Origin of the sequence: Pseudonocardia sp. (assembly GCF_050246655.1) — a bacterium.
GTDB lineage: Bacteria > Actinomycetota > Actinomycetes > Mycobacteriales > Pseudonocardiaceae > Pseudonocardia.
The window spans coordinates 1-25,057 of the sequence record NZ_JBFWVQ010000089.1; the positions used below are offsets into that span (position 1 = coordinate 1).

At 74.2% G+C, this 25,057-nt stretch carries 23 protein-coding genes; 17 read left to right on the forward strand and 6 right to left on the reverse strand.

Annotated features, from left to right (window positions below):
- The 3 genes from AB7J25_RS22870 to AB7J25_RS22880 all read left to right on the forward strand — a co-directional run.
- Nucleotides 1–262 (forward strand): hypothetical protein (locus AB7J25_RS22870; RefSeq protein ID WP_428511957.1); only part of this gene is annotated, 262 nt, incomplete at its 5' end.
- Nucleotides 249–3,128 carry an HAD-IB family hydrolase gene (locus AB7J25_RS22875; protein WP_428511959.1) on the forward strand — a complete coding sequence of 960 codons (2,880 nt, stop codon included), beginning with the start codon at nucleotides 249–251 and terminating at the stop codon, nucleotides 3,126–3,128. The genes AB7J25_RS22870 and AB7J25_RS22875, both read left to right, overlap by 14 nt.
- Nucleotides 3,129–3,163: 35 nt before the next feature.
- Nucleotides 3,164–4,306, forward strand: a complete 1,143-nt coding sequence (locus AB7J25_RS22880; protein WP_428511961.1) for a CaiB/BaiF CoA transferase family protein — start codon at nucleotides 3,164–3,166, stop codon at nucleotides 4,304–4,306.
- Here AB7J25_RS22880 and AB7J25_RS22885 read toward each other — a convergent pair.
- A complete protein-coding gene (locus tag AB7J25_RS22885; protein ID WP_428511963.1) occupies nucleotides 4,196–5,047 on the reverse strand; it encodes an HAD family hydrolase in 852 nt (283 codons plus the stop codon). The genes AB7J25_RS22880 and AB7J25_RS22885 overlap by 111 nt on opposite strands.
- Nucleotides 5,048–5,069: 22 nt before the next feature.
- Entirely contained in the window at nucleotides 5,070–6,074 is a 1,005-nt protein-coding gene (locus AB7J25_RS22890) for a phosphotransferase family protein (protein WP_428511965.1), read from the reverse strand.
- Nucleotides 6,075–6,213: 139 nt separating this feature from the next.
- Between AB7J25_RS22890 and AB7J25_RS22895 the strand changes: the two genes are divergently transcribed.
- The 9 genes from AB7J25_RS22895 to nusB all read left to right on the forward strand — a co-directional run bounded on the left by AB7J25_RS22895 (nucleotide 6,214) and on the right by nusB (nucleotide 15,414).
- Nucleotides 6,214–8,088 (forward strand): ABC transporter ATP-binding protein, encoded by a 1,875-nt coding sequence (locus tag AB7J25_RS22895; RefSeq protein WP_428511967.1) that lies wholly within the window; start codon nucleotides 6,214–6,216, stop codon nucleotides 8,086–8,088.
- A gap of 863 nt (nucleotides 8,089–8,951) precedes the next feature.
- Entirely contained in the window at nucleotides 8,952–9,647 is a 696-nt protein-coding gene (locus AB7J25_RS22900; RefSeq protein WP_428511969.1) for a prepilin peptidase, read from the forward strand.
- 31 nt (nucleotides 9,648–9,678) lie between these two features.
- Nucleotides 9,679–10,851, forward strand: coding sequence for a chorismate synthase (gene aroC, locus AB7J25_RS22905; protein ID WP_428511971.1), 1,173 nt, complete (start codon nucleotides 9,679–9,681; stop codon nucleotides 10,849–10,851).
- The gene (locus AB7J25_RS22910) at nucleotides 10,848–11,504 is read left to right on the forward strand and encodes a shikimate kinase (protein WP_428511973.1); all 657 of its coding nucleotides are present in this window, start codon (nucleotides 10,848–10,850) and stop codon (nucleotides 11,502–11,504) included. Before aroC ends, AB7J25_RS22910 begins: the two co-directional genes overlap by 4 nt.
- A 22-nt stretch (nucleotides 11,505–11,526) precedes the next feature.
- On the forward strand, nucleotides 11,527–12,621 hold the full coding sequence (gene aroB, locus AB7J25_RS22915; protein WP_428511975.1) for a 3-dehydroquinate synthase: 1,095 nt from the start codon (nucleotides 11,527–11,529) through the stop codon (nucleotides 12,619–12,621).
- 8 nt (nucleotides 12,622–12,629) lie between these two features.
- A complete protein-coding gene (gene aroQ, locus AB7J25_RS22920) occupies nucleotides 12,630–13,127 on the forward strand; it encodes a type II 3-dehydroquinate dehydratase (RefSeq protein ID WP_428511977.1) in 498 nt (165 codons plus the stop codon).
- A 9-nt stretch (nucleotides 13,128–13,136) separates the two neighbouring features.
- A complete protein-coding gene (locus tag AB7J25_RS22925; RefSeq protein ID WP_428511979.1) occupies nucleotides 13,137–14,243 on the forward strand; it encodes a M24 family metallopeptidase in 1,107 nt (368 codons plus the stop codon).
- A gap of 168 nt (nucleotides 14,244–14,411) precedes the next feature.
- Nucleotides 14,412–14,975, forward strand: coding sequence for an elongation factor P (gene efp, locus AB7J25_RS22930; RefSeq protein ID WP_428511981.1), 564 nt, complete (start codon nucleotides 14,412–14,414; stop codon nucleotides 14,973–14,975).
- A 19-nt stretch (nucleotides 14,976–14,994) separates the two neighbouring features.
- The gene (gene nusB, locus AB7J25_RS22935; RefSeq protein ID WP_428511998.1) at nucleotides 14,995–15,414 is read left to right on the forward strand and encodes a transcription antitermination factor NusB; all 420 of its coding nucleotides are present in this window, start codon (nucleotides 14,995–14,997) and stop codon (nucleotides 15,412–15,414) included.
- A 350-nt stretch (nucleotides 15,415–15,764) separates the two neighbouring features.
- Here nusB and AB7J25_RS22940 read toward each other — a convergent pair whose 3' ends face one another.
- Entirely contained in the window at nucleotides 15,765–16,370 is a 606-nt protein-coding gene (locus AB7J25_RS22940; RefSeq protein ID WP_428511983.1) for a TetR/AcrR family transcriptional regulator, read from the reverse strand.
- Between the two features lie 59 nt (nucleotides 16,371–16,429).
- On the opposite strand from AB7J25_RS22940, the gene AB7J25_RS22945 reads away from it, so the two are divergent.
- Nucleotides 16,430–17,578 carry an acyl-CoA dehydrogenase family protein gene (locus tag AB7J25_RS22945; protein WP_428511984.1) on the forward strand — a complete coding sequence of 383 codons (1,149 nt, stop codon included), beginning with the start codon at nucleotides 16,430–16,432 and terminating at the stop codon, nucleotides 17,576–17,578.
- A gap of 216 nt (nucleotides 17,579–17,794) precedes the next feature.
- Here AB7J25_RS22945 and AB7J25_RS22950 read toward each other — a convergent pair whose 3' ends face one another.
- From AB7J25_RS22950 to AB7J25_RS22960, 3 genes are all read right to left on the reverse strand, one after another.
- Nucleotides 17,795–19,036: an RNA polymerase sigma factor gene (locus AB7J25_RS22950; protein ID WP_428511986.1), complete on the reverse strand. Its 1,242-nt coding sequence runs from the start codon at nucleotides 19,034–19,036 to the stop codon at nucleotides 17,795–17,797.
- 11 nt (nucleotides 19,037–19,047) lie between these two features.
- Nucleotides 19,048–19,767, reverse strand: coding sequence for a YciI family protein (locus AB7J25_RS22955; protein WP_428511988.1), 720 nt, complete (start codon nucleotides 19,765–19,767; stop codon nucleotides 19,048–19,050).
- Nucleotides 19,768–19,854: 87 nt separating this feature from the next.
- The gene (locus tag AB7J25_RS22960) at nucleotides 19,855–20,343 is read right to left on the reverse strand and encodes a transcriptional regulator BldD (RefSeq protein WP_428511990.1); all 489 of its coding nucleotides are present in this window, start codon (nucleotides 20,341–20,343) and stop codon (nucleotides 19,855–19,857) included.
- A gap of 473 nt (nucleotides 20,344–20,816) precedes the next feature.
- Here AB7J25_RS22960 and pyrR point away from each other — a divergent pair, with 473 nt between their 5' ends.
- The 4 genes from pyrR (at nucleotide 20,817) to carA (ending at nucleotide 24,937) form a co-directional block, all read left to right on the forward strand.
- Nucleotides 20,817–21,422: a bifunctional pyr operon transcriptional regulator/uracil phosphoribosyltransferase PyrR gene (pyrR, locus tag AB7J25_RS22965; RefSeq protein WP_428511992.1), complete on the forward strand. Its 606-nt coding sequence runs from the start codon at nucleotides 20,817–20,819 to the stop codon at nucleotides 21,420–21,422.
- 64 nt (nucleotides 21,423–21,486) lie between these two features.
- A complete protein-coding gene (locus AB7J25_RS22970) occupies nucleotides 21,487–22,452 on the forward strand; it encodes an aspartate carbamoyltransferase catalytic subunit (RefSeq protein ID WP_428512000.1) in 966 nt (321 codons plus the stop codon).
- Complete coding sequence (locus AB7J25_RS22975) at nucleotides 22,449–23,738, forward strand: dihydroorotase (protein ID WP_428511994.1); 1,290 nt, start codon at nucleotides 22,449–22,451, stop codon at nucleotides 23,736–23,738. Before AB7J25_RS22970 ends, AB7J25_RS22975 begins: the two co-directional genes overlap by 4 nt.
- Entirely contained in the window at nucleotides 23,735–24,937 is a 1,203-nt protein-coding gene (carA, locus tag AB7J25_RS22980) for a glutamine-hydrolyzing carbamoyl-phosphate synthase small subunit (protein WP_428511996.1), read from the forward strand. The genes AB7J25_RS22975 and carA overlap by 4 nt, the downstream gene beginning before the upstream one ends.
- Nucleotides 24,938–25,057: the final 120 nt, after the last annotated feature.

Consider the following 25,057-nt stretch of genomic DNA (forward strand, 5'->3'; position numbering starts at 1 on the left):
GAAGGAGTTCCTCGACGCCGCGTCCGGGCTCGGCCAGCAGCTGCTGCTGCAGGGCAGGCTGCACGGGCCCGAGTCGCTGTCGCGTGAGCTGTTCGCCTCCGCGCTGAGGCTGGCCGACAACCAGGGCCTGCTCGACGGGGCCGATCTCGCCGCCCGGCGGGTGCGGTTCGCCGAGCGCGTCGAGGACGTCGTCGCGCGCGTGACCGTCATCGACGAGATCGATGCGGCGACCCGACAGGAGGCGGCGGGTGTCGAACCGTGAGACGGGCCCCGGAGGGCAGTGGAGCGAGGAGCGGTTGATCGCCGACGTCGAGAGCGGGCCGCAGGGCCCGCAGGTCGGCGCGTTCTTCGACTTCGACGGCACGCTGATCGACGGCTACTCGTTCGGCACCTTCGCGCGCCACCACCTGCGCTCGCTGCACGTCACCCCCGGCGACCTCGGCCGGATGCTGCTGATCGGGATGCGCGGGGTCACCACCGAGGCGGACTTCGAGGAGTTCTTCCTGCTCGGCATGCGCGCCTGGACCGGGCGCAGCGAGGACGAGCTGGTCGAGCTGGGGGAGCGGCTGTTCGTGCAGGGCATCGCCCGCTCGCTGTACCCGGAGGCGTGGCGGCTGGTGGAGGCGCACCGCCGGGCCGGGCACACCGTGGTGCTGGCCTCGTCGGCCACCCGCTTCCAGGTGGAGCCCGCCGCGCGCGCGATGGGGGTCGAGCACATCCTCGTCACACCGGTCGGGTTCGAGCACGGGGTGTGCACCGGACGCCCCGGCGGGCCGCCGCTGTGGCGGGCGGGCAAGGCCGCCGCCGTTCGCGAGTTCGCCCCGGTCCACGGCGTCGACCTCGCGGCGAGCTACGCCTACTCCAACGGTGACGAGGACGTCCCGTTCCTGGAGGCGGTCGGGCGTCCCCGCGCGCTGAACCCCGGCCGGGGTCTCGCCGCCGAGGCCCGCCGCCGGGGCTGGCCGATCGCCCGGTTCCGCGCCCGCAACCACACCGGCGTCACCGACGTGGTGCGCACCGCGGCCGGGATCGGCGGGATGCTCGGCGGGTTCGGCGCGGGGCTCGTCACGGGCCTGCTCACCGGCTCGCGCCGCGACGGTGTCGATCTCGGCATCACGCTCGCGGGCGACCTGGGCGCGGCGCTCGCCGGCGTGCATCTCGACGTCGACGGCGCGGAGCACCTCGCCACACGCCCCGCGGTGATCGTGTTCAACCACCAGAGCCAGCTCGACGTCCTGGTGCTCGCGAAGCTGCTGCGCGGCGGGTTCACCGGCGTGGCGAAGAAGGAGCTCGCGAACATGCCCGGTTTCGGCCTGGCGTTCCGGCTGATGGACGTCGCGTTCGTGGACCGCGCCGACGGCGCCCAGGCCCGCAAGGCGCTCGAACCGGCGGTGCAGCGGTTGCGTGAGGGGATCTCACTGGTCATCGCACCGGAGGGCACGCGGTCGGCCACCCCGGCGCTGGGCCCGTTCAAGAAGGGGGCGTTCCACGTCGCGATGCAGGCGGGGGTGCCGATCCTGCCCGTCGTGATCCGCAACGCGGGCGAGCTGATGTGGCGCGACTCGTCGGTCATCCGGCCGGGGACGGTGCAGGTGCGGGTGCTGCCCGCGGTCCCCACCGACGGCTGGACGTCCGCGACGGTCGACGAGCACGTCGCGGACGTCCGCGCCATGTTCCTCGACGCGCTCGCACAGTGGCGGCCCACGGTGCACGAGGTGCAGGTCTCCACCGGCCCGGCCGGCCCCGTGCCCGCCGTTGCGCTGGAGTGGGGCACGGCACCGGAGATGAACCCGCTGGAGACGGCGATGTGGCGCGCCGAGGTCGCCGATCCGCGGCTGCGCGCCAACTCCACCGTCCTGGAGCTGCTCGACACCGCCCCGGACCGGGAACGCTTCCGCGCCGCGCACGAGTGGGCGTCGCGGATGGTGCCGCGGATGCGCCAGAAGGTGGTCGAGCCGGCGCTCGGGGTCGGCGCGCCGACGTGGGTCACCGTCGCGTCCCTCGACCTGGACGTCCACGTCCAGCACCGGACGCTGCCCGCGCCGGGGTCGCAGCGCCAGATGCTGGACGCGGTGGCCGAGTTCGCCCAGGCGCCGCTGGACCACGACCGCCCGCTGTGGCGCACCCTGCTCGTGGACGGCCTCGCGGACGGGGGAGCCGCCTACGCGATGGTGATCCACCACAGCGCCACGGACGCGCTCGGCTGGCTGCAGCTGATCTCGAGGCTGCACCGCGACCGCCCCGAGCCCGACCCGGCGCGTCCCGAACCGCCCGTCCCGGATCCGGGCTTCGCGGTGCCGTCCGCGCTGCTCACCGGACAGGTCACGCGCACGGTCGCCGCGGTGCCCGGCGAGGTCCTGCGCCAGGGGGCGGGCGTGCTCGGGTCGCTCACCCACCCGGTGACGACGCTGTCGCGGGTCGCCGAGGTCGTCCGGACCGTGGGTGGGGCCGCCGTCCCGCCTGCTGGGTCGCCGCTGCTCGCCCCGCGCGGGGGGCCGTGGCGCTTCGACGTGCTCGACCTCCCCCTCGCTGCGCTGCGGGCCGGGGCGAAGGCGGTGGGCGGCTCGGTCAACGACGGCCTGCTCGCCGCGGTGATCGGCGGGTTTCGCCGCTACCACGAGTTGCTCGGCGCCGAGCCGGGCGATCTCCCGATCGGCTTCCCGATCAGCCTGCGGCGCGAGGACGACCCGCAGGGCGGCAACCGCTTCACCGGGGCCCGGCTGGTCGGGTCGATGGCGGAGAAGGACCCCGTCGAGCGGATCCGCACGGTGCGGGAGTTCGTGCTGTCGGCGCGGGCGAACCCGGACGTCTTCGGGTTCCTCGGGCCGGTGATGGAGTGGCTGCCGGCGCCGGTCGTCGGGGCGGTGTCGGGGCGGTTGTCGTCGGCCAACGACGTCCAGGTCTCCAACGTCCCCGGTCTGCCCCGCGAGGTCTACATGGCGGGCGCACGGATCACCCGCATGTACCCGTTCGGTCCGCTCCCGGGCTGCGCCGTGATGCTCACGCTGCTCTCCCACGCCGGGACGGCCTGCATCGGCGTCAACTCCGACAGCGCCGCCGTCACCGAGCCGGACGAGCTGATGGCGTGCCTGGCCGAGGGCTTGGCGGAGATCGTCGCGCTCGCCTGAGCGGGCGCGCCGGGTCCGGCTGGCAGGATCGCCGCATGCCCGCACTGCCGCTCGACGGGATCGTCGTCGTGTCCTGCGAGCAGGCGGTGGCGGCGCCGTTCGCCACCCGCCAGCTCGCCGACCTCGGCGCTCGGGTGATCAAGGTCGAGCGCCCGGACGCGGGCGACTTCGCCCGCGGCTACGACGAGACCGTGCGCGGTCTGTCGAGCCATTTCGTGTGGCTCAACCGTTCCAAGGAGAGCCTGGCGCTGGATCTCAAGGCCGACGGGGGCGCCGTCATGGGGCCGCTGCTGGAACGGGCGGACGTCTTCGTGCAGAACTTCGCGCCGGGCGCCGCCGAGCGGCTCGGCCTGGGCCACGAGATGCTGCGGGAACGCCATCCGCGGCTGATCACCTGCTCGATCTCCGGCTACGGCCCGTCCGGCCCGTACCGTGATGCCAAGGCCTACGACCTGCTCATCCAGTCCGAGGCGGGCCTCGTCGCCGTCACCGGCACGCCGGAGGCGCCCGCGAAGGCGGGGATCCCGGCGGCGGACATCGGGGCGGGCATGTACGCGTTCTCGGCCGTCCTCGCCGCCCTCTACGACCGGGAGCGCACGGGTGTCGGCACCCACCTGGAGATCAGCCTCTTCGACGCGCTCGTCGAGTGGATGGGCTTCCCGCTCTACTACACCGGCTACGGCGGCACCCCGCCGCCGCGCACCGGGACCAGCCACTCGGCGATCGCCCCGTACGGCACCTTCACCGCGGGTGACGGCACCGAGGTGGTGCTCTCGATCCAGAACGAGCGCGAGTGGGCGGCGTTCTGCTCGGGCGTGCTGGAGCGCCCGGGGATGGCGACGGACCCCCGGTTCGACACCGGCGCCCGCCGGGTGGCGAACCGGCCCGCCCTGCACGCCGGGATCGACGCGGTGCTCGACGGGCTCACCGGGGCGGAGTTCCTGGGCAGGCTCGCGGCGGCGGGGATCGCGCACGCGCGGCGCCGGGAGGTCGCCGAGGTGCTGGAGCATCCCCAGCTCGACGGCCGGTGGACGGCCGTGGGCTCACCGGTGGGGGAGCTGCGGGCGCTACCGCCGCCGATCGGGTTCCCCGGCCGCCCGGCCCGGATGGACCCGGTGCCCGCGCTCGGGGAGCACACCGACGCGATCCTCGCCTGGCTGGCCGCTTCCGCGACCTGACCGTGGGGTCACCCCGAGCAGGGCCAGCAGCTCGCGGTGGTCGTCGATCACGTGGTCGGGCACGGTGTCGCGCCAGGCGCTGCGCCCCTGGTCGGAGGCGACCAGCACCGCACGCATCCCGGCCGCCTGCGCTCCGTGCACGTCGCGGTACATGTCGTTGCCCACGTAGAGCGCATCCTCCGGCGCCACGTCCAGTGCGGCCAGGGCGAGCCGGAACAGCCGGGGATCAGGCTTGCGGAAACCGTGGTCACCGGACACGACGACCGGGTCGAACAGGTCGAGCAGCCCGACCTGGTGCAGCTCGGCCCGCGCCCAGGCGCTCTGTGCGTCGGTGACGACGGCCAGCGGGTACCGCGCGGCGAGCGCCTCGAGCACCTCGCGCACCCCCGGATAGGGCCGCAGCCTGCGCCGGGACACACCCCGGTAGGTCTCGGCCAGCAACAGCGGAAGGTGCACCCGCTTCGCGGCGGGCAGCGACCGGGTGAAGTCCGTGGCGTGCTCGTCGACGATCCGGGCCCAGATCGCGACGGCGTCGAACTCGGGGTGCGCCTGCCCGCTCGCGGCCCGCTGCTCGTCGAGGTAGGCGGAGTACAGCTCGCGCACCCGGCCGCGGCGCAGGTCGATGCCCTGGTAGGAGAGCAGATGGCCGACGGCGCGGTGGACGGCCTCGTCGTGCTCGTCGGTGAGGATGTCGACCAGCGTGCCGTTGACGTCGAAGACGATCGCGCGGATGTCGTCCATGGGCTCCGTTCGGGGACGTCGGTCAGGGTGTGCGCAGCAGCTCCTTGGCCTGCGCGACCAGTCTGGCGGCGTACGGCGGATCGACGTAGGCGTTGCGTGCGATCCGCAGGAGGTTCGTCGCCATGTGGAACGGGACGCGCGCGGTCACCGACGCGAACGCGGCCTCGCGGTCGGGGAAGTGGCAGCAGTACTCCCACAGGAAATGGCCGATGAACGGCTCGGCGCCCTCGCGACTGCCGGTGGCGCGCAGGAACGCATGCTGGAGCTCGCCCGCGACCCGACCCACGTCGAACACCCGGTCCCCGCGGCGCATCCGCTCCAGGTCGATCGCGCCCACGTCGAGCCCGGCGCCGAAGAGGAAGTTCGCGGGCGTGGCGTCGCCGTGCAGCCACACCTGCCGGTCGGCCCACATCCGCGGGCGCAGGCTCCACAGCTGCGCGAGCCAGCCGATCTCGTCGGCGTCCCAGGCCCCGAGGCGGCCGGTCACGCGCAGGGCGTCCAGCAGACGGTCCAGGTAGGCGAGGTCGGTGCCGAAGTCGACGGCGGCGCCGTCGGCGGTGCGGTTGTGCTGGGTGGCGAGGTAGTAGGACAGCGCCGTGAGCCTGCCGAAGAGGTGGTCGTGGTCGCCGTGCAGCCCGCGGGCGATCGCGCTGCAGAGCGACTCGCCGCCGTAGTACTCGAGCACGAGAACGCAGTTGATGTCGCGCTCCAGGCCCAGCGGTCGCACGACGTGGTGCGGTGTTCCGACGAGCTGGTAGCCGCGCAACGTCTCGTAGCTCGCGAACTCCCGCCCGGCCTTCGACACCGCCCGGTCGCGGTCCCACCCGAAGCGGCGCCCGAAGAACTTGCCGATCAGGCGGGTGCCGCTGACGCACTCCTCGTAGCCGTACACCTCGTTGCTGCCGTGCAACCGGAACGCGCGGAACCCGGCCGGGTGCTCGACGCCGCACCGCTCGACCACGATCCGCGACAGCATCGCGTGCAGCGGGTCCTCGTCCGCGACCCTGCCGACGTAGTGCCCGTCCACCGGTCCCCTCGTCCACCCGAACGACCCCGACGGCCATTGAACCGGAGATGGCCGGGTCGACGCCTGCGGTTCACGGGGAGTTCACAGGCCCGACGCGTCAGCGGCGCGGACCCCGTCCGCGCTGCCTACGCTCGGCGGCATGGACGACCGGCTCGGGCGCCGCGTGTGGGCGCTGTTCACCCCGTACCGCACCACGCTCACCGTGATCGTCGTGGCGGTGCTGGCGAGCAGCGGCCTCGGCATCGTCACACCGTTCCTCACACAGGCGGCGTTCGACGACGCGCTCTTCCCCGTCGACGGCTCGCCGGTGGACCTGCCGCTCCTGGCGTGGCTGGTGGCGGGGATGGTCGCGCTGCCGATCGTCTCGGCGCTGATCGGGGTGTTCCAGACGTGGCAGACCACCCTGCTCGGCAACCGGGTCATGGCCGACCTGCGCGGGCGGCTCTTCGCGCACCTCCAGCGCATGGACCTGTCGTTCTTCACCGCGACCCGCACCGGCGCGATCCAGTCCCGGCTCGCCAACGACGTCGGCGGCGTGCAGACCGTGCTGTCGGAGACGGCGAGCTCGATCCTCGGCAACGTCGTCACGGTCGTGGCGGCGCTCGTGGCGATGGTGCTGCTGTCCTGGCAGCTCACGCTCGTCGCGGTCGTGCTGATGCCCGTGTTCGTGCTGCTGCAGACCCGCGTCGGCCGGGTGCGCCAGCGCATCGCCGGGCGCACCCAGGAGTCGCTGTCGGACATGACGGCGATCACCGAGGAGTCGTTGTCGGTCTCGGGGGTGCTGCTCGCGAAGGTGTTCAACCGGCAGGCCTACGAGATCGAGCGCTACCGCGCCGAGAACGCCCGCCAGGTGGGCCTGCAGGTGCGCCAGGCCATGACCGGGCAGTCGTTCTTCGCGGTCGTCATGACGTTCATGAGCGTCACTCCGGCGCTGGTGTACCTCGTCGCGGGCATCCTCATCGCGACCGGCACCGCCGTGACCGCGGGCACGATCGTCGCGTTCACGACGTTGCAGGGCCGGCTGATCTTCCCGACCGTGAACCTGCTGCGGGTCGGGCTGGACGTGCAGACCTCGCTGGCGCTGTTCCGGCGGATCTTCGAATACCTCGACCTCACACCGCGGATCGTGGACGCGCCCGACGCGCGGGTGCTGCCGGCGAGCCCCGAGCCGGGGCGGGTGGAGTTCGACGGGGTGTGGTTCGCGTACCCGGCCGATGCGCCGGGGGAGCCCGCGTGGGCGGTGCGGGACGTGTCGTTCGTCGTCGAGCCGGGGCAGCTCGCCGCCATCGTCGGGCCGAGCGGCTCGGGCAAGACCACTCTGTCCTACCTCGTCCCGCGCCTCTACGACGTGGACCGCGGCCGCGTTCTGATCGACGGCCAGGACGTCCGCGGGCTCACCCAGGCCTCGGTGGCCGACGCCATCGGGATGGTCACCCAGGACACCTACCTGCTGCACGCGACGATCGCGGACAACCTGCGCTACGCCAAGCCCGACGCGACCGACGTCGAGCTGGAAGCCGCCGCGCGGGCGGCCAACATCCACGACCGCATCCTGTCGTTCGCCGAGGGCTACGACACCGTCGTCGGAGAGCGGGGCTACCGCCTCTCCGGCGGGGAGAAGCAGCGCCTCGCCATCGCGCGGGTGCTGCTGTCCGACCCGCGGATCCTCATCCTCGACGAGGCCACCAGCGCCCTCGACACCACCAGCGAGCGCCTCGTCCAGGAGGCCCTGGAGAACGCGACCAGTCGCCGCACCACGATCGCCATCGCGCATCGGCTCTCCACCGTGCTCGGTGCGGACGTGATCCTCGCGGTCGACGAGGGCCGGATCGTGGAGCATGGCACCCACGCCGAGCTGCTCGCCCGGGGCGGGCTCTACGCGCGGCTCTACACCGAGCAGTTCGCGGGTGGCGCGGTCGAGGCGCGGTGCGCGGACGGCGTGCTGTTCCGTGACGGGTCGACCGTCTGCGACCAGCACCGGCGGGAGGGTGTGGTGCCGGAACCGGTGGCGTGACGCGCCGCGCGGGTGGCGGCGCGGTGGCGCGGCGGCGCGGCGGGTGGCGGCGGCGCGGCGGGGGCGGTGGCGCAGCGGATGGTGCGACGGGTGGCGCGACGGGCGGCGCGCCGAGTGTCGGTGGTGTGCCGGTTGTGCACTCGGTGTCGGCGCTCGCGCCCGGCTGCTGCTGGCCGGCCGCTGCTGGCCGCCGCCTCGCAGAGGTCGAGTACGCCTCGCAGATGCTGCAGCCCCTGCGACGCGCGCCTGCTCTCTGCGAGGTGTTGTGCGGGAAGCTGCGAGGGGTGCCTGATCTCTGCGAGGTATGCGGGGTCAGAGGGCGGCCGGCCTCTGGCGGCGCGGGTGCGAGGGCGATGCTGGCGGCGACCGCGCGTCCGGCGGTGCGTGACGGCGCTCCCGGTCGACTTCGCAGGGCTTGCGTGCGCCTCGCAGATGCTGCAGCGTCTGTGCGGCGCGCCGGCTCTCTGCGAGGTGCGGTGGCCTGCGAGGTGCGCGCGGTGGCCTGCGAGGTGTGCGGTGGCCTGCGCGGTGTGGCTGATCTCTGCGGGGCACCGGGTCGCGGGTACGAGGCGCGAGGGCGGTGCTGGCGAGGGCTGCGCGTCTGGCGGTTGCGCTCGCCGGTCGACTTCGCAGGGCTTGCGTGCGCCTCACAGATGCTGCAGCGTCTGCGCGGCGCGCCGGCTCTCTGCGAGGTGCGCGCGGTGGCCTGCGAGGTGTGCACTCTCGGCGAGCCTGCGGTCCGATGGGCGCCAGCGGTCTGCGAGGACGCCGCCCCACTGGCGGTTGTCCACCTCGCGCCGGGTTGTCCACAGCTCGCGCGTTGGGTCTGGCGGAGGCGCAGAGGTCTCTCCCATGATCGAGCCATGATGAACCTGACGGCGATCGTGGCGGTGTTCGCGCTGGTCGGGGCGGTCGCGGGCGCCGCAGCGCGATGGCTCGTGGGGAGCCTTCCCCGCGGCGCACCGGTCCGCCCCCCGGGGTGCGAGCTGGCCGTCGCGGTGCTCTGGGGCGGCGTCGGCGGGCTGTGGGCGGGCGGTGCGCTTCCGGGGGGCTGGCTGCCGGCGCTGCTGGGGCTGGGCTGGCTCGCGGCCGCGCTCGGAGCCGTCGATCTGGCCCGCGGCAGGCTGCCGGACGCGCTGACGCTGCCCGCACTCCCGGGCGCGCTGTTGCTGGTCGTCCCGCTCGGCGGCGCGGCGGTGCTGCGCGGGCTCGCCGGGGCCGGTCTGGCGCTGGGCGTGCACGCCGCGGTCCGCTGGTGCGCGCCCCGGGCGATCGGGGGCGGGGACGTGAAGCTCGCCGCTCCGCTGGGCGCCGTGCTGGCCGCGGGATCGCTCGCCGCGCTCGTCCCGGCGGCGGTGCTGGCGTCGATCCTCACGGCGGCGCTCGGCCTCGTGGCGTCCGGCCGGGCCGCCGGGAGCGCCCGCGAGGACAGCGCCGTGCCGGGCCGGGTGCGGCGGATACCGGGCCCCAGGGTGCCCCACGGCCCGTCGATGCTGCTCGCGGCCTGGGCGGTGACGCTCGGCACAGCGCTGGCCGGCGCGGGCCCGGGGCTAGGCTGACCGGCCGGGAGCGGGTGGAAGGAAGGTCGACGTGTTGCGCTGGATCACCGCCGGGGAGTCGCACGGCCCGGCCCTGGTGGCCGTCCTCGAGGGCATGGTCGCCGGAGTCGAGATCACCACCAAGGAGCTGGCCGCGGAGCTGGCCCGCCGTCGTCTCGGCCACGGACGGGGGGCGCGGATGAAGTTCGAGGCGGACGAGCTGGAGGTCATCGGCGGGGTCCGGCACGGGCGCACCCAGGGCGGGCCGGTCGCGGTCCGCATCGGCAACACGGAGTGGCCAAAGTGGGAGACGGTGATGGCGGCCGATCCCGTCGATCCCGCGCTGATCGAGAACCGCGCTCGCAACGCCCCCCTCACCAGGCCCCGGCCGGGTCATGCCGATCTCGCCGGGATGACGAAGTACGGGTTCGACGACGCCCGCCCGGTGCTGGAGCGGGCGAGCGCCCGAGAGACGGCCGCCCGCGTCGTCCTCGGCACCATCGCGAAGGCCTTCCTCACCCAGGCACTGGGGGTGTCCGTGCTCTCGCACGTGGTCTCGCTCGGTACCGCCGAGGCGCCGGAGGGCGAGCTGCCGGGCCCGGGGGACCTGGAGCGCGTCGACGCGAGTCCCGTCCGCGCGTACTCGGACGCCGCCACCGCGGCGATGGTGGCCGAGGTGGACGCGGCGCAGTCCGACGGCGATACGCTCGGCGGCGTCGTCGAGGTGATCGCCTACGGGTTGCCGGTCGGGCTGGGGTCGTACGTGCAGTCGGACCGGCGCCTGGACGCGCGGCTCGCAGGGGCGCTGATGGGCATCCAGGCGATGAAGGGCGTGGAGATCGGCGACGGGTTCCGCACCGCACGCCGCCGGGGCAGCGCCGCCCACGACGAGATGGTCCCGGCCGAGGACGGGGTGGGGCGCCTGTCGAACCGGGCCGGTGGCATCGAGGGCGGCATGACCAACGGCGAGCCCGTCCGCGTGCGGGTGGCGATGAAGCCGATCTCCACCGTGCCGCGTGCCCTGCGGACCGTGGACGTCGCCACCGGGGAGGCCGCGCAGGCCATCCACCAGCGCTCCGATGTGTGCGCGGTGCCCGCCGCAGGCGTCGTCGCCGAGGCCATGGTCGCTCTCGTCCTGGCCGACGCCGCCCTGGAGAAGTTCGGCGGGGACTCGCTGGCCGAGACGCGCCGCAACCTTGCCGCCTACCGGGACGCCAACCGATGACCGATGGGAGGCGCCCCCGCGTGGTCCTCGTCGGCCCGCCGGGCGCGGGGAAGACCACCGTCGGGAAGGCACTGGCCCGTCGGCTCGGGCTGGAGTTCACCGACGTGGATGCGTTGATCGTGGAGCGGGCGGGCAAGCCCATCTCGGACATCTTCACGCAGGACGGTGAGCAGGCATTCCGCGAGCTGGAGCGGGAGGTGGTCGCCGAGGCCCTCGCCACGACGACGGGCGTGCTCGCGCTCGGCGGCGGGTCGGTGCTGGCGGTGGAGACCAGGCAGCGCCTGCGCGGCCACGAGGTCGTCTACCTGACGGTCGGGCTGGCCGACGGGCTGCGCCGCACCGGCATGTCGACGGCCCGGCCGTTGCTGGTCGGTGTCAACCCGCGGGCGACGTTCCGCGCCCTGCTGGAGGCGCGCACCCCGCTCTACCGCGAGGTCGCGACGATCGAGATCGACACGGTGCGCCGCAACACCAACCAGGTCGCGCGGGCCGTGCTGGAGGCCATGGGCGCGGCCGACCCGGATGCGCCGCTCTCACCGGAGGACGAGCTGCCGGGCGACTCCGACGTGCCGCCGGAGGAGGGTATGCCGATCGAGATCACGACCTCGGCGGGCACGGCCCTCGGTGGGCCCGCGGAGGCGCAGCGTCCGTGACCGGTCTCTACAGTCGGCGACCATGAGCACACCGGTGACGATCGAGGTGGCGGCGGAGCGGCCGTACGAGGTGGTGATCGGGCGGGGCGTGCGCGAGCGGCTCACCGCCACGGTCACCGGCACGGGCGCGGGCACGGCACTGCTGGTGCACCAGCCGGTGCTCGCGGACGCCGTGGAGCAGGCGCGGCTCGCGCTGGAGTCCGCGGGCGTCGAGGCGCACCGCATCGAGGTGCCCGACGCGGAAGAGGGCAAGTCGCTCGCGGTCGCGGGGTTCTGCTGGGAGGTGTGCGGCAGCGCAGGCGTGGCCCGGGGGGATGTGATCGTCGGGTTCGGCGGGGGCGCGGTCACGGATCTCGCCGGGTTCGTCGCGGCCACCTGGATGCGCGGGGTGCGGGTGGTGCACGTGCCCACCACGCTGCTCGGGATGGTGGACGCCGCGGTCGGTGGCAAGACCGGCATCAACACCGCCGCGGGGAAGAACCTGGTGGGTGCCTTCCACGAGCCGTCGGCGGTGCTCGTCGATCTCGCGACGCTCGACACGCTGCCCGCACCGGAGCTGGCCGCGGGGATGGCCGAGGTCCTCAAGGCGGGCTTCATCGCCGATCCGGTGATCCTCGACCTCGTCGAGGCGGGCCCGGCAGCGGCGCTGGATCCGGCGGGGGAGGTGCTGCCGGAGCTGGTGCGCCGGGCGATCCAGGTGAAGGCGGACGTCGTGTCGGCCGACCTGCGGGAGTCGCACCTGCGGGAGATCCTCAACTACGGCCACACCCTCGGCCACGCGATCGAACGCCGCGAGGACTACCGCTGGCGCCACGGGGCGGCCGTGAGCGTCGGGCTGGTGTTCGCCGCGGAGCTGGCGCGGGCGGCGGGGCGCCTCGACGACGCCACCGCGGACCGGCACCGGGCAGTGCTGGAGTCGATCGGGCTGCCCGTCGCCTACGAGCCGGGTGCGCTGGGCGAGCTCGTGGAGTCGATGCACGGGGACAAGAAGGCGCGCGGCGGCAAGCTGCGGTTCGTCGTGCTGGACGGGCTCGCGAAGCCGGGGCGGCTGGAGGCGCCGGAGCAGGCGCTGTTGGAGAGGGCCTACAGCGCGATCAGCTCCGGGGCCATTGCATGAGCGACGGCATGAGCGACGGCATGAGTAGGCCCGTCCTCGTCCTGAACGGGCCGAACCTGGGCCGGCTCGGCAGGCGCGAGCCGACGATGTACGGGTTCGGCACGTACGCCGAGCTGGTCGAGCGATGCGAACGCACGGGCGGCGACCTGGGGCTCGCGGTCGAGGTGCGCCAGACCGACCACGAGGGCGAGCTGATCGGCTGGCTGCACACGGCGGCGGACGACGGCGTGCCCGTGGTGCTCAACGCCGGCGCGTGGACGCACACGTCGGTGGCCGTGCGTGACGCGTGTGCGCAGCTCACCGCGCCGCTGGTGGAGGTGCACATCAGCAACGTGCACAAGCGGGAGGAGTTCCGCCACCACTCCTACATCAGCGCTGTGGCGAACGGGTCGATCGTCGGACTGGGGCTGCGGGGCTACGAACTGGCGCTGCGCTGGATCGCCGACGAGACGGCCGATGACGAGGCGGGCGCCAATGCAGAGGAGAGGGCAGGGCGCCCGGCATAGGCTCGGGGCATGTCCCCCAGTGCAGCCCCGGCGGCCCGCCGCGACGCCCTGCGCGCTCTGCTCGCCGATCCGGCAGAGCTGGACGCCCTGCTCGTCACGGACCTGGTGAACGTCCGCTACCTCACGGGGTTCACCGGCTCGAACGCCTGCCTGCTGGTCGCGGCGGACGGCCGGGACGTGTTCTGCACGGACGGCCGGTACACGCTCCAGGCAGCGGCCGAGGTCCCGGACCTGCCTGCCGTGATCGATCGCGCGGGGGCCAGGACGCTCGTCACGACGGCGGCCGGGCGGGGTCTCGGGCGGCTGGGGTTCGAGTCGGACGCGGTGACGGTCGACGCCCATGCGGTGCTGGTGGACGAGCTCACCCGCGCGGGCGGGCCGACGGCGCTGCACCGGGCGCCCGGCTTCGTGCAGCGCCTGCGCCAGGTCAAGGACGCCGACGAGATCGCCACGCTGCGCCGCGCCTGCGCGGTCGCGGACGAGGCGTTCGCCGAGCTGGTCGCGGCAGGCGGCGTGCGGGCCGGGCGCACCGAGCGGGAGGTGGCGCTGGACCTGGAGGCCCGGATGCGGGCCCTCGGCGCCACCGCGCCGGCGTTCGAGTCGATCGTGGCCGCGGGTGCGAACGCGGCGATCCCGCACCACCGACCGTCGCGGGCACCGCTTTGCCGAGGCGACCTCGTCACCCTCGACTTCGGTGCCCTCGTCGAGGGCTACCACTCCGACATGACCCGCACCGTCGTGCTGGGCCCCGCGGCGGCGTGGCAGCGGGAGCTGTACGAGCTGGTCGCGGCGGCGCAGGTCGCCGGTTGCGCGGCCCTGCGGCCCGGGGCGGACGTCGTCGTCGTGGACGCGGCCGCCCGTGACGTCGTGGTCGCAGCCGGCGAGGGCGAGAACTTCCCGCACGGGCTCGGGCACGGCGTGGGCCTGCGAATCCATGAGGCGCCGGGCCTCGGGCCCGCGGGATCGGGCACGCTGGCCGCCGGCATGACGGTGACCGTCGAGCCCGGCGTGTATCTGGAGGGCCGCGGCGGCGTCCGGATCGAGGACACGCTGCTGGTGACAGGTGGCGCGGCCGAGGCGCTGAGCCGCACCACGCGCGAGCTGCGGGAGCTCTGAGGGCGGTCGGCGCAGCTCGGCGCCGGGGCGCGCGGGCGTGCGGGACCCGACCGGTATCGTGGGGCCAGCACGGCGGTGCCGCCTCATCGGCCGCCGCCCTCCGGCCAAATCCCCGGCGCGCTCCCGGCACGGGCCCGCGCCCGCAGCTTCGAACCAGGAGATCCTCGCGTGGCGACCACGAACGACCTGAAGAACGGCCTGGTGCTCAACCTGGACGGCCAGCTGTGGTCGGTCACGGAGTTCCAGCACGTCAAGCCCGGCAAGGGCGGCGCCTTCGTGCGCACGACGCTCAAGAACGTGCTCACCGGCAAGGTCGTGGACAAGACGTTCAACGCCGGTACGAAGGTCGACACGGCCACCGTGGACCGCAGAGACATGACGTTCCTCTACCGGGACGGCACGGACTTCGTCTTCATGGACGGCGACACCTACGACCAGATCCCGATCGCGGAGGCCACGGTTGGCGGCGCGGCGGACTACCTGTTGGAGAACCAGGTCGCGATGGTGGCCTCCCACGAGGGCGTGCCGCTCTACATCGAGCTGCCCGCCTCCGTCGAGCTGGTGATCAGCCACACGGACCCGGGTCTGCAGGGCGACCGGTCCACCGGCGGCACCAAGCCCGCCACGCTGGAGACGGGCGCGGAGATCCAGGTGCCGCTGTTCGTCGAGACGGGGACGAAGGTCAAGGTGGACACCCGCGACGGCCGCTACCTGGGCCGCGTGTCGGGCTGATGCTCGCGTCGACATCATGCTGAGGGCGCGCACGAAGGCCCGCAAGCGCGCGCTGGACATTCTCTTCGAGTCCGAGGCGCGCGGCGAGGATCCGCTCGCGGTGCTCACCCAGCGCCGCGAGACCGACGACGCGCCGCCCGTCTCGGACTACGCCGCACTCCTCGTCGAGGGAGTCGCGACCCATCAGGAGCGCATCGACCAGCTGCTCGCGGAGCACTCCGAGGGCTGGACCGTGGCGCGGATGCCGGCGGTCGACCGCATGCTGCTGCGGATCGGGGTGTTCGAGCTGTTGTGGGTGGACGAGATCGACGACCCGGTGGCGATCACCGAGGCCGTCGAGCTGGCCCGCACCCTCTCCACGGACGACTCGCCGCGGTTCCTCAACGGCGTGCTCGGTGGCATCGCCGACATCGCCGACGAGCTGCGCGCCGCCCGCTGACCCCCGTCAGGGGCCGGTAGGCCGCTGCGCGGCGCCTCGCCGGGCGCCCCGCCGGGCGGTGCACGCCGGGTGCGGTGCACATGGCGGTGTTGCGGTGCACATGGCCGAACGTGTGCACGGGGACGTGGCGGTGTGCACGGCGCGCGAACGTGTGCACGGCGTCCGGGGGTGTGCACGGTGCCCCCGCCGCGTGCGGTGCACATGGCGGTGTTCGCGTGCGGTGCACATGGCGGTGTTGCGGTGCACATGGCCGAACGTGTGCACGGGACGTGGCGGTGTGCACGGCGCGCGAACGTGTGCACGGCGTCCGGGGGTGCGGCGCCCCGGGTGTGCACGGCGCGCCCCGGGGATCAGCGCAGCAGGCTCGTCGCGAGCCCGGTGAGCACCTCGACGGTGTCGTCGAGCGACAGCCCGCCGTGGGTGCGCAGCTCCACGAACGACTCCACGCTCGTGATCATGTGCAGCGCGGCGGTGGCCGCGTGCGGGGTGCGCCCGGCGCGCAGCTTCCCGGCCGCGTGCAGCCGCGCCACGAGGCCTTCGAGCGACGTGCGCTGATCGGCGCGCTGGTCGTCGACGAGGGCCACCGCGCCGGGCTCCAACTCGGTGACGGCCTTGAGGGTGAGCAGGATGTGTCCCTGCCGCTCCCAGAGCACGCACGAGGCACGCACCACGGCCGTGACAGCGGCCCGCGGATCGTCGAGGGCGATCGCCTCGCGGATGCCGCGCATCTCCGGCCCGCCCGAGCAGCGGGTGGCGAGGGCCTCGAGGACGCCCAGCTTGGAGCCGAAGCGCCCGAACACGGTCGCGCGGGCGACCTGGGCGCGGCGGGCGAGCTCGGTGACGCTCGCCCGGTGGAACTCGCCCTCGCCGATCATCTCCTCGGCGGCGTCCAGCACACGCTGCTCGGTGGCGCGTGTGCTCGGCGCACCGGGGCGGGCATAGGGACGGACGGCCATGGAGCCGACCCTAGCGGACTTCGGGTCCAGACGCGTAGTCTGGACTCATGGTCCAAACCATGAGCCGCGCCCGTGAGCTGCCGGTCGCCGTTCGCGATGCCGTCGAGACGTGGCGTGACGAGGCGGACGCCCTGCGCCGCCTGCCCGAGCCGTTGGTCGAGATCCTGCGGGGGGCGGGTGCCTTCCGACTGACCCTGCCGCACGAGTACGGCGGCGCAGAGCTCGGCCTCGCCGACACCGTCGCGGTGCTGGAGGAGCTGGCCCGCATCGACGGCCCGGTGGCGTGGAACGTCTGGAACGGCAACACGGGCTTCGCGGCGGCGCTGCTGCCCGAGGCCGGGGCCGACCGCATCTGGGGCGGGCCGGATCCACGGGCCGATCCGGTGGTCGTCAACTCGGCCCGCCCCACCGGCCGCGCCGTCCCCGTCGACGGCGGGTACGCGCTCTGCGGCCGGTGGGACCTCGTGAGCGGCATCGACTCCGCGGACTGGGTGGCGCTGTTCGCGACCGTCGAGCACCCCGTGCCGGACGTGCAGGTGTTCTTCCTGCCGACCTCGGACATCGGCGTGCTCGACACCTGGCAGGTCACCGGCATGCGCGGCACCGGAAGCAACTCGGTCGTCGTCGACCGCGCCGTCGTGCCGTCGGAGCTGGTCGTGAGCCCGTTCGCCCCGTCACGCATCGACCGCCCGCTCTACCGCATCCCGGTGTTCACGATCGCCTCCACGGGCTGTGCCGCCGTCGTGCTCGGGATCGCCCGCGCGGGGCTGGACGCGCTGGTGGAGCTCGCCGCGGGAAAGGCGACCGACAACGGGGCGACGCTCGCGCGCCGGGCCCACGCCCAGGCCGGGATCGCGGGCGCGGACGCGGCGCTGCGGGCTGCGAGCCTGCTGCTGCGCACCTGCGCGGCCGAGATCGACGGCGCCGTCCTCGATCGTCCCGTCCGGGACGGGGCGGACACCCCGGTGACCCCGGCCATGCGGGGCGCGATGCGGGCGGCGATGTGCCACGCGGCGCAGACCGCCCGCGACGTCCTCACCCGCGCGTACGTGCTGGGCAGCTCGTCGTCGCTCTACGTCGGCAGCCGCCTGGAGCGGGCGTTCCGCGACGGCATGGTCGCCGCGCAGCACGGCCTGCTCGCCACGACGATGCTCGAACCGGCGGGTCGCATCCAGCTCGGCCTCGACGTCGGCATCCCGATCTACTGAACGTTCACCGGAGCTCGACCGGCGGCACACCGCGTCGGCCGTCCGTTCCGGCTGTTCAGCGGCACCCGCAAGGATCCCGACCGTCGCCCGGCGGATTCGGTGGCAGGTCGGTCGGCGCCCCGGCACGACGCGCGAGTGCGACGTCAGCGGGGTTCCCGCACCTCGCCACCCCGCTGACGTTCCGCTCGGGCGTTCCGGACCCGGACGGCGCCGACGTCACGGGAGCGACGCCCGCACCCGGGCGACGTGTCGCCGCTCCGGGCCGGTCGGCGCGAGCCGTTCCGCCTCGGCACAGGCCGCGAGCGCGGCGTCGAGGTCGCCGAGGCGGCGGTGGACGTCGGCCAGGGCCAGCGCCAGCCGGTGGGACCCGGCCAGGCGGGGGTCGTCGGCGAGGGCCTCCAGCAGCGGCAGGGCGCGAGCCGGTCCGTCGGCGTGGGCCACCGCAACCGACCGGTTGAGCAGGACGGCCGGCGAGGAGGTCAGTGCGGCCAGCCGGTCGTAGAGGACGACGATCGCAGGCCAGTCGGTGGCCTGCCAGGTCGGCGCCGTCGAGTGCTCACCCGCGACCGCGGCCTGGTAGAGGTAGGCCGCGTCGGCCACCGCGATCTCGGGATGTGCGCTCGCCCGCTGCAGCCACCGCATCCCCTCGGCGACCCGCTCCGCGTCCCAGCGTGCGCGGTCCTGGTCGGCGAGCAGCACGATCTCGCCGTCCGCGTCGAGCCGGGCGGGCCGGCGTGCGTCCTGGAGCAGCAGCAACGCCAGCAGGGCCTCGGCGCCCGGCCGCCCCGGCAGCAGCCCGACGACGAGACGGGCCAGCCGGACCGCCTCGTCGCAGAGGTCGTGGCGGATGAGGTCCTCGCCCGCGGTGGCGGCGTAGCCCTCGGTGTAGGTGAGGTACACGCAGTCCAGCACCGACGGCAGCCGCTCGCCGAGCAGCTCCGGTGGCGGCACCCGCAGCGGGATCCGGGCATCGCGGATCTTGGCCTTGGCCCGGTGGATCCGCCGCGCGACCGCTTCCTCGCCGCGCAGCAGCGCCCGCGCGATCTCCGGGACCCGCAGCCCGCACACCAGCCGCAGGGCCAGCTCGACGTGGCCCGCGCGCGGGAGCGCCGGATGGCAGCATGCGAACAGCAGCCGTAGCTGGTCGTCGCGCACCGGGTGCAGCACGGGCGGGGTGGCCGCCAGGGCCGGGAGTGCCTCCCGCACCGCCGCCGCCTCCCGTGCCGGGCGGGACGCCTCGCGGCGCAGCTCGTCGAGCGCCCGGTTGCGGGCGGTGGTGGTGATCCACGCGCCGGGACGGTCCGGCACGCCGTGCGCGGGCCAGCGCTGCACCGCGACGGCGAACGCCTCCTGGACGGCGTCCTCGGCCAGGCCGACGTCGCCGGTGAGCCGGGCGACCGTCGCCACCGCCGCTCCCGCCTCGGCGCGGAACACGGCGGTGACGACGTCGGCGGGCACGCGGGGCGCGCTCACATCGCGGTGAGGTCCACGATCGGCCGCAGCTCGACGGCGCCGCCGTCGCCCACCGGGATCTCCCGCGCGAGCGTCTCGGCCTTGTCCGCGTCGGCCTGCAGGACGTAGAAGCCGTCGACGACCGCGAGCCGCGGGTCGAACGGGCCGTCGACGACCTGCAGCCCGCCCTCGCGCACCCGGACGGTGGTGGCGCTGGTGGCCGGATGGAGGGTGCCGACACGGACGAGCTGCGGGCGGTGGGCCCGCACGAACGCGTCGTGGACCCCGGGCCCGGTCTCGGCCCCTCCGGTCTCCGTGCCCGGCGCCCCGCCCCGGTGCAGCGTGGCCAGCCACAGGTCGGGCAGCATCTCGCCCTCGGGTCGCAGGGCCTCGTTCGCCAGCATGGGGCGCACCTCCGCCGCCGAGCGCGGGTGCGAGGTGGCCGGGATGGCGCGGACCAGCTCGATCACCTCGTCGAGGTCGGTGCACTCCAGCACGTAGTAGCCGCCGAGCACCTCGGTGGTCTCGGCGAACGGACCGTCCGTGACCGTGACCGCGGCTCCGTCGTGGCGGATGGTGCGGGCCCGCTCGGTGAGGTGCAGCGCCGCGCCGCCGCGGATCGCGCCCGCGGCGTGCTCGTCGAAGGCGGCGTAGCCGGCCAGTTCGGCGTCGAACTCGGGGGTGCCGGGCTCGGGCGCCCCGGTCTCGTCCCCGTAGAGCAGGACCAGGTAGTGCACGCGTGTCTCCTCGGGTCGGGGAGGTGACCACTCACCTCCTACCACGCCGACGAACGGGACGGGCCCGATCGGACACGCGCCGCGGGCTCAGTCCCGGCCGGCGGGGCGGGCGTCCGGCGGCAGGACGCCCCAGTCGATGAGCTGGTCGGTGAGCTCACCGGGGGACGTGTCGTAGATGATCGCGAGCGAGCGGAGGTCCTCGGCGCGGATCGAGAGGACCTTGCCGTTGTAGTCCCCGCGCTGGCTCTGGATCGCCGCGGCGTACCGGGCGAGCGGGCCGACCTTGTCGGCAGGCAGCTGCTGGAGCCGCTCCAGGTTGATCACGATCTTCGTGGCGGGCTCCGAGCCGGACGGGACGCGGCCCTCGGGCAGGAGCTCGGCGACGGGCACGCCGTAGAAGTCGGCGAGCTCGGCGAGCTTCTGGACGGTGACGGCGCGGTCGCCGCGCTCGTACGAGCCCACCACGACCGCCTTCCAGCGCCCGCCGGACTTCTGCTCGACACCGTGCAGCGACAATCCCTGCTGCTGACGGATGGCGCGGAGCTTCCCGCCGAGCGCCTTCGCGTAGTCGCCCATGGTGGCGATCTCCTCACGTGCTGGTCGCCGGCCCCGGGCCCGGCGGCGTCACTGCTGTCAGTCCTGATGTCGAACGGCGGTGCTGGCGGTGCTGTGGAACGTCTGTGTGATCGGGCATGGATCGGAGTGCGGCCGTACGGTCGCGACGGTCGGCCCGGCGGTCCCGTGGCGCTGCCCCCCGCACCGTGCGGCCACCCGGGTACCGTGTCGATCAATACGGAGAGTAATCATGCGCTGACGAGGCTCTCGCGGTCAAGATGTGCACCCCGTTCCGGAGTCGTCACAGCCTGAGAACACCCGAACGGCTGATCGACATCCTGCCACGGGCGTCCGGAGTCGCCCTGTCGGCCCGATCACCTCGTCGGACGGGTCGCGGGCCGCACTGGTACGGTCTCGGCGCGGCGGTGCCGTTGCCGGGCCGCCCCAACCGGTTCCTTTAAAGCCCGTCCCGTGAGGCGGGGAAGGAGTGGTCCGTGGCGAACGACCGCCGCGGGGACCACGCCGGCGCGAGCCCTCCCGGCCGGGAGCTGCTCAGCGCGGCGGACGTCACCCGCATCATCGCGCGCATCGCGCACCAGATCATCGAGAAGACCGCCGACGCCGGGCCGCCGGTGCTCGTCGGCGTCCCCACCCGGGGCGCGCTGCTGGCCCGGCGCCTCGCGGCGGCGATCGCGGAGTTCTCCGGCGTCGAGCCCGAGGTGGGCACCGTCGACCCGACGCCGTACCGCGACGACCTGCGCCGCAAGCCCGCCCGGGCGCTGGAGCCGACGTCGATGCCCGAGGGCGGCGTCGACGACCGGCTCGTCGTCCTCGTCGACGACGTCCTCTACTCCGGGCGGACGACCCGCGCCGCGCTCGACGCCCTCGGCGACCACGGCCGGCCCCGCGCCGTGCAGCTCGCGGTGCTGGTCGACAGGGGTCACCGGGAGCTGCCGATCCGCGCGGACTACGTCGGCAAGAACGTCCCGACCTCGCGCAGCGAGCAGATCCTGGTGCTCCTCGCGGAGATCGACGGGCGCGACGGCGTGCTGATCGAGCGCCTGCCCGAGCAGGCAGGCGGGGAGGTGGACGCCCAGTGAGCAGCGCATCGGGTGTCGGCGGCCGAGGAGCGCAGCGAGGTTGGAAGCGGCCGGGGGGTACGGCGTGAAGCACCTGCTCGCCGTGACCGACCTCGACGCAGCCACCGCCACCGGCCTGCTCGACACCTCGGACCGGCTGCGCCAGGCGCTGCTGGGCCGCGAGGTCCGCAAGCTGCCGACGCTGCGTGGGCGCACCGTCGTCACGATGTTCTACGAGGACTCCACCCGCACGCGCGTGTCGTTCGAGATCGCGGGCAAGTGGATGAGCGCGGACACGGTGAACGTGGCGGCGAAGGGCTCGTCGGTGTCGAAGGGCGAGTCCCTGCGCGACACCGCGGCCACGCTCGCAGCGATGGGCGCGGACTGCGTGATCGTCCGCCACCCGGCCTCGGGCGCGGCGCACCGGATCGCGCACTGGGCCGAACGCGACGCGGCCGCGGGCGCGGTGGGCCCGAACGGGGCGGGGACGTCCACGGCCGTGGTGAACGCGGGCGACGGCACCCACGAGCACCCGACGCAGGCCCTGCTGGACGCGGCCACGCTGCGCGACCGGCTGGGTACCGTCGCCGGGCGCCGGGTCGGGATCGTCGGCGACATCCTGCACAGCCGCGTGGCGCGCTCCAACGTCTTCCTGCTCGCGACGCTGGGCGCGGAGGTGGTGCTCGTGGCGCCGCCGACGCTGCTGCCCGTCGGGGTCCGGGAGTGGCCCTGCCGGGTGAGCTCGGAGCTGGACGCGGAGCTCTCCGCCCTGGACGCGGTGATGATGTTGCGGGTGCAGGCCGAGCGCATGCACGGAGCGTTCTTCCCGTCGTCGCGCGAGTACGTGATCGGGTACAGCCTCACGCAGGAACGCGCCGCGATGCTGCCCGAGCACGCCGTCGTGCTGCATCCCGGCCCCATGGTGCGCGGTATGGAGATTTCGCCCGCGGTGGCCGACTCACCCTCCGCGGTGATCCTCGCCCAGGTGCGCAACGGCGTGCACGTGCGGATGGCCGTCCTCTACCACCTGCTCGCGGGAGCGCCGCAATGACCTTGTTCCTGAGCAACGCCCAGCCCTACGGGGAGGGCCCGGCGGTCGGCGTCCTCGTGCGGGACGGGGTGATCGCCGAGCTGGGCCCGGACGTCGCCGCCCCCGACGGTGCCGAGACGATCGACGCGGCGGGCCTTGTGCTGCTGCCGGGCTTCGTCGACCTGCACACCCACCTGCGCGAACCGGGTGGTGAGGAGTCCGAGACGATCGCGACGGGCTCGCGCGCGGCGGCGCTGGGGGGTTTCACCGCGGTGTTCGCGATGCCCAACACCGATCCCGTGGCCGACACCGACGTCGTCGTGGAGCACGTACGCCGCCGCGGCGAGGAGGTCGGGCTCGTCGACGTGCACCCGGTCGGCGCGGTCACCGTGGGGCTCGAGGGCACGAAGATGGCCGAGCTGGGCACGATGGCGCGCTCGCGTGCGCAGGTGCGGATGTTCTCCGACGACGGCCGCTGCGTGCACGACCCGCTGATCATGCGCCGCGCGCTGGAGTACGCCTCGGCGCTGGACGTCGTGATCGCCCAGCACGCCGAGGACCCCCGGCTCACCGCGGGCGCGCAGGCCCACGAGGGCGTGGTCGCGTCGCGACTGGGGCTGGCCGGCTGGCCCGCCACGGCGGAGGAGACGATCGTCGCCCGGGACTGCGCGCTGGCCCGCGAGGCGGGTGCGGCGCTGCACGTCTGCCACGTCTCGTCGGCGCGCACCGTGGACGTGCTGCGGGCCGCGAAGGCGGCCGGGGTGCGGGTGAGCGCCGAGGTCACCCCGCACCACCTCCTGCTCACCGACGGCCGCCTGACCGGCTACGACCCGGTCAACAAGGTCAACCCGCCGCTGCGGACGGCATCGGACACCGCCGCCATGCGTGCCGCGCTCGCCGAGGGCCTGATCGACGTCGTGGCCACGGACCACGCGCCGCACGCGAGCCAGTACAAGGACACCGAGTGGCAGGCGGCCCGGCCGGGGATGCTCGGGCTGCAGACGGCGCTGTCGGTGGTGGTCCACACGATGGTGGAGCCGGGCCTGCTGGACTGGCGCGGGGTGGCCCGGGTGCTCTCGCAGCGGCCCGCGGAGATCGTGGGGCTGCCCGACCAGGGCCGTCCGATCGCGGTGGGCGAGCCGGCCAACCTCGTGCTGGTCGACCCGGACGAGGTGTGGACGGTGCGCGGGGCGAGGCTCGCGAGCGTCGCCGACAACACCCCGTACGAGGGGATGCGGCTGCCGGCCACGGTGGTGGCGACGATCCTGCGCGGACGTGTGACGGCCCGGAACGGGGCGGCCGCATGAGTGAGCGTGCGAGCGAATCGTCGATTCTGAGTGAGCGTGCGAGCGAGTCGTCGATTCTGAGTGAGCGTGCGAGCGAGTCGTCGACCACGCGCGGGCCCGCGCTGCTGGTCCTGGAGGACGGGCGGATCTTCCGTGGCGAGGAGTTCGGCGCGGTCGGCGAGGCCCTGGGCGAGGCGGTCTTCACCACCGGGATGACCGGCTACCAGGAGACCCTGACCGACCCGAGCTACCACGCCCAGATCGTCGTGCAGACGGCCCCGCAGATCGGCAACACCGGCTGGAACGACGAGGACGACGAGTCCGCGCGCATCCAGGTCGCCGGCTACGTGGTGCGCGACCCGTCGCGCAGCCCGTCGAACTGGCGAGCGACGAGCTCGCTTCCTGCGCAGCTGCGCGAGCAGGGGATCGTCGGCGTGGCCGGCATCGACACGCGCGCACTGGTGCGCCACCTGCGCGAGCGCGGCGCGATGCGCTCCGGGGTGTTCTCCGGGGAGGCGCTGGCGCGGGGGCCCGAGCTGGTCGAGCGGGTGCTCGCGAGCCCGCCGATGGAGGGGGCCGATCTCTACGGCGCGGTGACGACGCGTGAGCCGTACGTGGTGCCCGCCCACGGTGAGCCGCGGTACCGGGTGGCCGCGCTCGACGTCGGGATCAAGGCGAACACCCCGCGGATGCTCGCCGCGCGCGGCGTCGAGGTGCACGTCCTGCCCGCGGACACCCCGTTCGCGGCGATCGAGGAGCTCGCGCCCGACGGGTTCTTCCTGTCCAACGGCCCCGGCGATCCCGCCACGGCCGAGGCTCCCGTCGCGCTGACACGGCAGGTGCTGGAGCGGGGGATCCCGCTGTTCGGGATCTGCTTCGGCAACCAGATCCTCGGCCGCGCGCTCGGCCGCGGCACCTACAAGCTGCGTTACGGCCACCGCGGCATCAACATCCCGGTGGTCGAGCACGCCACCGGCCGGGTCGCGATCACGTCGCAGAACCACGGGTTCGCCGTCGCGGGCGAGGCGGGGGAGCGGTTCGACACCCCGTTCGGCACCGGCGAGATCACCCACACCTGCCCCAACGACGGCTGCGTCGAGGGACTGCGTCTGATCGACGGGCGGGCGTTCTCGGTGCAGTACCACCCGGAGGCGGCGGCCGGACCGCACGATGCCGCCGATCTCTTCGACCGCTTCGTCGCCCTGATGGAGGACCGCTGATGCCCCGCCGCGACGACGTCGGCCACGTCCTCGTCATCGGCTCCGGCCCGATCGTCATCGGTCAGGCCTGCGAGTTCGACTACTCCGGCACCCAGGCCTGCCGCGTCCTGCGCGCCGAGG